The sequence below is a fragment of the Micrococcus sp. HMSC31B01 genome (assembly GCF_001816085.1).
Taxonomy (GTDB): Bacteria; Actinomycetota; Actinomycetes; order Actinomycetales; family Micrococcaceae; genus Micrococcus; species Micrococcus luteus.
Window position 1 is genome coordinate 1 of record NZ_KV825158.1, and the last position, 2,354, is coordinate 2,354.

The window sequence follows — 2,354 nt, forward strand, 5'->3', positions numbered from 1 at the left end:
CGGGCAGCGACGCGGCGACCGGGCCGGGCAGGCGCGCCCACGGCAGGCGGAACACCGTGCCCATCGAGACGCGGATGGCGCGCCGGTACAGCGGGTCGGCGGCCTGCGGGGTGAGCAGCAGCGCGTCCCAGCCGAGGGCGACGGCGGAGCGCACCACGGCACCCAGGTTCGTGTGGTCCACGACGTCCTCGGCGATGAGCACGCGCCGGGCGCCCGCGAGGACGTCGGCGAGCGGCCGGGGTGCGGGGCGGTCCATCGCGGCCAGGGCGCCGCGGTGCAGGTGGAAGCCGGTGAGGGCCTCGAGCACGTCGTCGGGTCCGGTGAAGACCGGGACGTCCGGATGGGCGGCGAGCACGTCCGCGAAGGACCCGCGGTAGCGGTCCCCCAGCAGGAAGGAGCGCGGGGTGTGTCCGGCGTCCAGCGCGCGGCGGACCACCTGGGAGGACTCGGCGAGGAAGACGCCGTGCTCCGCGTCGACGCGACGGCGCAGGGCCGCGTCCGTCATGGTCGTGTAGGGGGCCAGGCGGGGGTCGGCGAGGTCATCGATCCGCTCCAGGCGCACCTCGCGGGTCCCGCCCTCACCCACCCGAGACCTGCCGCATCACCATGACCACCAGCCCGGCCAGGCCCACGATCACGATGGTGACGCGCAGCGCCGTCGGCGAGATGCGCCGGCCGATCCGCGCGCCCACGAGCCCGCCCACGAGCGAGGAGAGCGCGATCAACAGGACGGCCCGCCAGTCGATGCGGTCGAAGGCGAAGACCAGGTAGAACGCGGCGGCGGTGAGGTTGACCACCAGCGACAGCCACGTCTTCACCGCGTTGGCGTGCACGAGGGTGCCGCCCACCAGCAGCACGCCGAAGATCGCCATGAGCATGACGCCCTGGGCGGCCACGAAGTAGCCGCCGTAGATGCCGGTCAGGAACACGAGCGTCCACAGTGTCGGGGTCACGGGGCCCACCGGCACGGGAGAGTCCGCGCCGGGGGTCGGTCCCTGGTCCTCCGCCCGACGCCGGACCCACCGCTGGATGCGCGGCTGCAGGACGACAACCGTCAGGGCCACCACGAGCAGCACCGGCGCGACGTAGCCGAACACGGCCGGGGGCAGCGTGGTGAGCAGGGCGGCGCCGATGATCGCGCCGAGCAGGGACGCGACGGTCAGCTTCGGCAGGAGCGCCCGGGACTGGGCCAGCTCGCGACGGTAGCCGTACGTGCCGGAGAAGCCCGAGGCCACCAGGCCCATCGCGTTGGAGACCTGGGCCGTCACGGGCGGGAAGCCGACCGCCACGAGCGTGGGGAAGGTGACGAGCGTGCCCGAGCCGATCACGGAGTTGATCGTGCCGGCCCAGAACCCCGCGACCAGCACGAGCAGGACCTGCCACAGGTCCATGCCCAGCAGCTGCGCGGTCAGCAGCCCCGTCACCGGGCCACGGCGGTGTACCGACCGCCGGTGCGGGTCACCTTCAGGTCCGTGCCGAATGCCGCGGAGAGGTGCTCCTCGGTGAGCGTCGACTCGATGGGCCCGGCCGCCACGACGCCGCCGTCCCGCAGCAGCAGCGCATGGGTGAAGCCCGGGGGCACCTCCTCGAGGTGGTGCGTGACGAGGACCAGCGCGGGCGCGTCCTCGTCCGTGGCGAGCGCCGTCAGCTGGCGCACGAGGTCCTCCCGCCCGGCGAGGTCCAGGCCCGCGGCGGGCTCGTCCAGCAGGAGCAGCTCGGGGTCGGTCATCAGGGCGCGGGCGATGAGCACGCGCTTGCGCTCACCGTCGGAGAGGGTGCCGAACGCGCGGTGCGCGAGGCGGGAGAGCCCCCAGGTCGCCACGAGGCCGAGGGCGCGGGCGCGATCCTCCGTCTCGTACCGCTCGCGCCACGTGCCGGTGATCCCGTAGGCGGCGGTGACGACGGCGTCCTGCACGGTCTCGTTCGCGGGCACCTGGGCGGCGAGCTGGGCGGAGGACAGGCCGATGCGCGGGCGCAGCTCGAACACGTCGACGGCGCCGAGCACCTCGTCCAGCACGCCGACGTCGCCGGCGGTCGGGTGCAGGCGGGCCGCGGCCAGCTGGAGCAGCGTCGACTTGCCGGCGCCGTTCGGGCCCATCACGATCCACCGCTGCCCCGCGCGGACCGTCCAGTCCAGGGGGCCGAGGATGTCGGTGGCGCCGCGGCGCACGCGCACGCGGCGCAGCTGCAGCACGGCGTCCTCGTCCGGGAGGAACAAGTCGTCGAGAGGCGCGGGGGTGGTCATGGGGCCAGCCTAGTCCGGCTGGTCGGCGCGTCGCCGATGCGACGCACGCCCGGCCGCGCCCGCACCCCCGCCTAGGATGCCGCGCATGAGCACCGTGCGCCGCCTCGTC

Annotated in this window: 3 protein-coding genes; all 3 read right to left on the reverse strand. The window is 74.7% G+C overall.

Going from position 1 to position 2,354, the window contains the following annotated elements; genetic code table 11:
- Positions 1 to 586: TrmH family RNA methyltransferase (locus HMPREF3105_RS07090; protein WP_070709053.1), on the reverse strand; the 586-nt coding region annotated here is incomplete at its 3' end.
- Positions 579 to 1,424: a sulfite exporter TauE/SafE family protein gene (locus tag HMPREF3105_RS07095; RefSeq protein ID WP_070709054.1), complete on the reverse strand. Its 846-nt coding sequence runs from the start codon at positions 1,422 to 1,424 to the stop codon at positions 579 to 581. The genes HMPREF3105_RS07090 and HMPREF3105_RS07095, both read right to left, overlap by 8 nt.
- Positions 1,421 to 2,245, reverse strand: a complete 825-nt coding sequence (locus HMPREF3105_RS07100; protein WP_052007049.1) for an ABC transporter ATP-binding protein — start codon at positions 2,243 to 2,245, stop codon at positions 1,421 to 1,423. The genes HMPREF3105_RS07095 and HMPREF3105_RS07100 overlap by 4 nt, the downstream gene beginning before the upstream one ends.
- Between the last annotated feature and the right edge of the window lie 109 nt (positions 2,246 to 2,354).

Excerpts from the sequence above, each read along its gene's own strand:
- HMPREF3105_RS07100 (WP_052007049.1), bottom strand. The coding sequence starts at position 2,245 with ATGACCACCCCCGCGCCTCTCGACGACTTGTTCCTCCCGGACGAGGAC.